This window comes from Nocardia sp. BSTN01 (assembly GCF_015354405.1).
Classification (GTDB): domain Bacteria; phylum Actinomycetota; class Actinomycetes; order Mycobacteriales; family Mycobacteriaceae; genus Nocardia.
In genome coordinates this window covers 1-5371 of the sequence record NZ_JADKYP010000116.1, presented here as the reverse complement: position 1 = coordinate 5371, position 5371 = coordinate 1, and the positions used below count along the sequence as shown (strand labels likewise).

The following is a 5371-nucleotide window of genomic DNA, read 5'->3' as shown; positions in this document are numbered from 1 at the left end:
TCTCGACTACGGAGGCTGTTGCAGAATTGCAGCAGAGTTAGATGTGGACGCAGTGAATCGCGCTCGGCGACATGATGTTTGTATCGGCGGAGGGGCGAGGGCGTCACGTTGCGGTGGTCGCTCGATGGATCTTCATGAGGTTGAATGCGGTTGCCGCCAAGTGCAATTCACTGGTGGCGTTGTCCAGGCCGCGGCGTGAGAATCGGTCGAGGATCTTCTTGAGGTTGCCGATGCCGGGCTCGACGGTTGCGCCGCGTCGCTTGTAGAGGGCTCGGCCCTCGGTGGTTCGCAGCCGGTGCCTGTTGGCCTCTCGTGGAGTGGCGTCCCGCGGCGGCGGCCCCGCAGCGGGCTCGGTGGTCGCGGCGAGGGCCTGGTCGCGGTCCTTGCCCAGGGCTATGAGCCGGTCAGGTCCTGCCGCGTTCAGGTTCGCGTCGCTGCTGTAACCGGCATCAGCCAGCACGGTTCCGATCACATGGTCGACATTCGCGGTGACCGCGAACATTCTGGCCGCGACGTCCTGGGCAGCCTGCATCATCGACAGGAAGCAGGCTTGATCGTTGGTCGACTGCCCGACCTGAGCGGCGATGATGAATTGGTCACCGGTAACGGCGACTTGAGCGTTGTAACCCTGCAGGAATCCTTTGCGGGTCGGCATTACCCGCGACTGTGGGTCGGTGGTGTTGGCGACCACTTTCGGCAGCGTTTTGCCTTCGGCAACCCGCTGACCGGCAGCCGCCGCAGCGGCTCGTTCCGCGTTGGCCACCACTTTTCGTGCTCGCTGAACGCGTGTGCTGTCTTCCATCGGTACTGGTGGGCGACCCATCGGCTTCTTCCCGGCTGCGATCAACGCGGCATAGCGGTCCAGTTTCTTCTGGTGCGCGGCGATCTCGCGGGCCAAGTGGGCCCGCGCTTCGGGCAGTCGATGCGGTCCCTCGGGAATTCGCCCAACGACCGGCATCCTCTGTTCCGATCGCCGGCGACGAGCGATCGCTGCTTCCTCACGCTGCTCGGCAGCCTTGTCCAGCCGCTGATGCCGCTCCTGCAACTCCTGGGCAGCTTGGCGGATTCGTAGCGTTCGGCGAGTCCGATCACCCAGAGCCGCCGGAACACGGTCCACTCCGCTGCCGGAATCCTGTTTGTCGGCGTCCTCGGCCTGGTCGGTGGTCTCCGACTCCGCGACGATAGCCCCGACTTGGCGGTCGAACCATTCCCGGCCCCGGTTGGCGTCGATCGACGCATTCGCTGCGATCTTCGTCCCGTCGATCGCCACCGTTCCGAACCGACACAACCCTGCCTGGGCGGCGACCATCAACACCTGAGAGAACAAGTCGCTGAACACCTCTCGTGCCTCGGCACGGAATCTGGCGATCGTGGTGTGGTCCGGGCCGTCTTGCGCGCACAACACCCGGAACGCGACATCGGTCGTGCACATCCGCTCGATCTGACGAGACGACCGCACTCCCTGGCAATACGCATACACCATAAGCGCCAACAACATTCGCGGGTCATAACCCGCCGCGCCGGCGCCTCCGCGCCGACGGGTGGCCCGCTCCAACCCGGTGGTGTCGAGAGCCTCCACGGTGTCGAGCACGAACCACGCCAGATGATCCTGTGGCAGCCACTCGTGCATATCGGCCGGCAGCAACATCGGCTGGTCACGCAGCACGGGACGATAGGACTTGGCCACGCCACATCCTCCCAGCCAAACCCCCTCCGCAGCAATCGATTCTGCAACAGCCTCTACGACCTCGAGATCAGGCGGAACATCTTTTCCCCCAACGCGATCGAGTCGTAAAGCGGCCGCTACTGTAGGGCCGTGCGGGCACGTGGACGCTTCCTATTAGTTACGTGGAATCAGATTGAGGCTGAGAGGATCTCGGTCCCAGGCGACCACGGAACTGGGAGGCGGGCTTGGTGGCAACAGGGTTGGGGCAGAAGTGGCCGGTGCTCGGTCGGCACGAGCGGGCGGCGGAGTGGCTGCGGGTGTGGACCGATCTGGGGAGGGCATCGCGCACGATCGACGCGTATTCGCGTGGGTTGGCGGCGTTCCTGCAGTTCTGCGAGGGCCACGGGATCGATCCGGTCACCGCGAACCGCGCTGATGTTGCGGTCTTCGTTCGGGAGCTGACCGGGCGGGCGAGTCGCCGCGGCGCGAATGTGGTGTCGATCGATTCCGGGTGCGGGCTGGCGAACGCGACGATCCAGCAGCGGCTGGTGCCGGTGCGGTTGTTCTACGACTTCCTGATCGAGGAAGGCATCCGGGAGTCGAATCCTGTTGGGCGGGGCCGATATACGCCCGGACGGAAGTGGGATGGCCAGCAGCGCGGGCTGGTGCCGCGGCTGGTGAAGCTGCCGTGGATCCCGACCGAGCAGCAATGGCTGGACATCTTGGCCGTCGCGGCGGCCGAGCCGCCGCGGAATCGAGTGATGCTGGCTCTGGCCTATGACGCGGCGTTGCGGCGGGAAGAGTTGTGCTCGTTGCGGACCGACGACCTGGACCCGGGTCGGCGGATGCTGCGAGTGCGGGCGGAGACGACGAAGAACCGGCTCGAGCGGGTCGTGCCGTATTCGGCGCCAGCTGGGGTGATGTTGCAGGAGTATCTGGCGCATCGGGCCACGATCAGCCGGGCTCGGGGACCGCTGTTCCTGTCCGAATCGCGCCGCAACAGAGCGCAGCCGTTGAGTTTGTGGACGTGGTCGAAAATGGTGCGGCGCATCGCGATCGACGCGGGAGTGCCGCAGTTCTCCACTCACACGACCCGGCATCTGTGTTTGACGGACCTGGCGCGAATGGGCTGGGAATTGCACGCGATCGCCACATTCGCAGGTCATCGCAGCACCGAGAGCACCCTGACCTATATTCACCTGTCCGGCCGCGAGCTCGCCGACAAACTCGCTCGCAGCATGGACCACATCCATGCCTGGCGGGTGCAGATGCTGGCCCACCTCGACGAGCAGGAGACCGTCCGCCGATGACGACGATGGTGAATTCTCCACAAGCGCAGCCTGTTTGGGAGTGGCCGCTGCAGCTGGATCGTTTCCGACGCTGCGATCGGCTCTCGACCGGCGAGTCCGATGCCCTGCAGGCACTCGGTTTCGACCTGCTGCGGCTCGACCGGAACCGCGAACACCAGCAATGGCAGGCGATCCGACGGTTGACCGCACCGCTGGACGAGGCGCTGGCCGTGCTGCACTGGCATCCCGACAGGGTGTTCCAGCGACGGTTCGGCCGCTATGCCACCGCGATTGTCCTGCACCGCTGCGGCGAACTCGGCCGCGACTTCTGGTCCTGGTCGACCCACGAGTGGGCCGAGCTGCTGCGCCCGCAGCACTTGCGGGGCCGTTTCCGGGGCAGGTCGGCATGCAGGCCCGTCCCTACCTGCTCACTCACGCCTATCTGCTGACCGGGTTCACCGCGTTCGATCTGGTCGGGCCGTTCGCGCGGGTGACGTTGGCGCAGAGGGTATTCGGGACCGATGCCGTCGCCGGAGCGATCGAACCTGTTCGCGCGGTGCTGAACGGATGGGGATATCGCGCCCCGAATCTCGAGTCGATGATCTGCACGTTGCAGTTGCTCAACCACAGCCCGATGTTGAACGAGTTGACCTCACCGGCGCTGGAGCGGTTGCGCTCGGACGCGGCGATCGAACGACACTTCCACGGCCGTCACCTGCACGGTGTTCACCGGGCCCTGGCTGCGCTCGGACACACCGATCCACCATCGGCACCGCGGTTCGGGGACGGTCCGGTCCCGATCACCGGCACCGTCCCAGGCTGGGCGGGCATGGTCGAACGCTGGCATGCCACCGCGACAGTCCAGCCGAGCACCCGTGACACCCACCGTGTTGTGCTGGCCAAGATCGGCCGATGGCTCGCCGCCGAGTATCCCGACGTCACCGGGCCCTCCGATTGGACTCGCCAGACCTGCACGGCCTGGATCGCCGCGGTCGACCGCATGCGCGTCGGCGATCACATCCAATCGCAGAACTGGCGCGATAGTCGCGCCGAGCAGCTCGGAAAACCGTTGTCGGCCAAGACGAAACGCACCTACATTCGCATCGCCCGCACCTTCTTCCGAGACATTCAGGACTGGGACTGGATCCCGCGCCGGTTCGACCCCGCCCGAGCACTGGAAACTCCACGCAGCATCCGAGCCCTGCAAGGCCCCGACCCGCGGGTCATCGCCGATGATCTCTGGGCCAAGCTGCTCTGGGCGGGCCTGAACCTCGAACCCGGCGACCTGCCCGAAGGACCCGGGGCCCACCCGATCGACATGGTCCGCGCGATCACGCTGACCTGGCTGTTCAGCGGCCAGCGCAGCGACGAGATCGCCCGGCTCCGCCTGGGCTGCATCCGCTGGCAACACGATCGCCCCGCGGTCGGCGACGACCCGCATCCGGGCGACGACCCGGTCTGCCTGCTCGATATCCCGACCCACAAGACCGGCACCGCGTTCACCAAACCCGTCGACCCGATCCTGGGCCGGGCGATCGAGGCCTGGCAGGCCCTGCGACCGACACAACCGACGATGCTCGATCGGAAAACCGGTGAGAGGGTGCACCTGCTGTTCGCCGTCCGGGCCAGGCGGATCAGCAAGAACTACATCAACGACACGATCATCCCGGCGCTCTGCCGCAAGGCCGGGATCCCCGCCGCTGACGTCCGCGGCCCGATCACCAGCCACCGCGCCCGCTCCACGATTGCCACGCAGCTCTACAACGCCAAGGAACCGATGACGCTGTTCGAGTTGCAGGCATGGCTCGGGCATCGCAGCCCGGAATCGACCCAGCATTACGCCAAGATCACCCCGAATACCCTGGCCAAGGCCTACAACGACGCGGGCTACTTCGCTCGCAACGTCCGCACCATCGAAGTCCTGGTCGACCGCGACGCGGTCGCCTCCGGCACGGCCGCGGCCGGCGAGCCCTGGCAGCACTACGACCTGGGCCACGGATTTTGCACCTACACCTTCTTCGAACAATGCCAACACCGCATGGCCTGCGCCCGCTGCGACTTCTATATCCCCAAGGAATCCAGCAAAAGCCAACTCCTGCACGCGAAAACGAACCTCCAGCGGATGCTCGTCAGCATCCCGCTCACCGACGACGAACAAGCCGCCGTCCAGGACGGTCAAGCCGCCCTCGACCAGCTGCTGCAACGCCTCGCCGACACCCCAACTCCAGCAGGGACCACACCACGACAACTGGCCGCCACCACCTCGCTGCCGATCGTCGCGTCACCCACGGCCGACCAGCACGAACTTGACAATTCTGATTCCACAGAACCACCGAGCAGGCCGCGCTGAAGTGCCTGTATCTGGTGACTCGATCGTTGGAGCCCACAGGTCGTGGCAAGGCACGATGGGCGATGA

General features: G+C 65.8%; 4 protein-coding genes. 3 read left to right on the top strand and 1 reads right to left on the bottom strand.

Translation table 11 applies throughout. The features are described 5' to 3' along the window. Positions 1 to 103: 103 nt before the first annotated feature. Positions 104 to 1687, bottom strand: coding sequence for a transposase (locus tag IRT45_RS35780; protein ID WP_309241304.1), 1584 nt, complete (start codon positions 1685 to 1687; stop codon positions 104 to 106). A gap of 227 nt (positions 1688 to 1914) precedes the next feature. Between IRT45_RS35780 and IRT45_RS35775 the strand changes: the two genes are divergently transcribed. The 3 genes from IRT45_RS35775 to IRT45_RS37925 are packed head-to-tail and all read left to right on the top strand — an operon-like array spanning position 1915 to position 5305. Then, positions 1915 to 2976 carry a tyrosine-type recombinase/integrase gene (locus IRT45_RS35775; RefSeq protein ID WP_194810183.1) on the top strand — a complete coding sequence of 354 codons (1062 nt, stop codon included), beginning with the start codon at positions 1915 to 1917 and terminating at the stop codon, positions 2974 to 2976. Beyond that, positions 2973 to 3404, top strand: a complete 432-nt coding sequence (locus IRT45_RS35770; RefSeq protein WP_194810182.1) for a hypothetical protein — start codon at positions 2973 to 2975, stop codon at positions 3402 to 3404. Before IRT45_RS35775 ends, IRT45_RS35770 begins: the two co-directional genes overlap by 4 nt. Further along, positions 3362 to 5305 carry a tyrosine-type recombinase/integrase gene (locus tag IRT45_RS37925; RefSeq protein ID WP_309241303.1) on the top strand — a complete coding sequence of 648 codons (1944 nt, stop codon included), beginning with the start codon at positions 3362 to 3364 and terminating at the stop codon, positions 5303 to 5305. Before IRT45_RS35770 ends, IRT45_RS37925 begins: the two co-directional genes overlap by 43 nt. The last annotated feature ends 66 nt before the right edge of the window (positions 5306 to 5371 follow it).

Bases quoted from the DNA above. Each gene is read 5' to 3' on its own strand.
- IRT45_RS37925 (WP_309241303.1), top strand. From the start codon at position 3,362: ATGCAGGCCCGTCCCTACCTGCTCACTCACGCCTATCTGCTGACCGGG.
- IRT45_RS35770 (WP_194810182.1), top strand. From the start codon at position 2,973: ATGACGACGATGGTGAATTCTCCACAAGCGCAGCCTGTTTGGGAGTGG.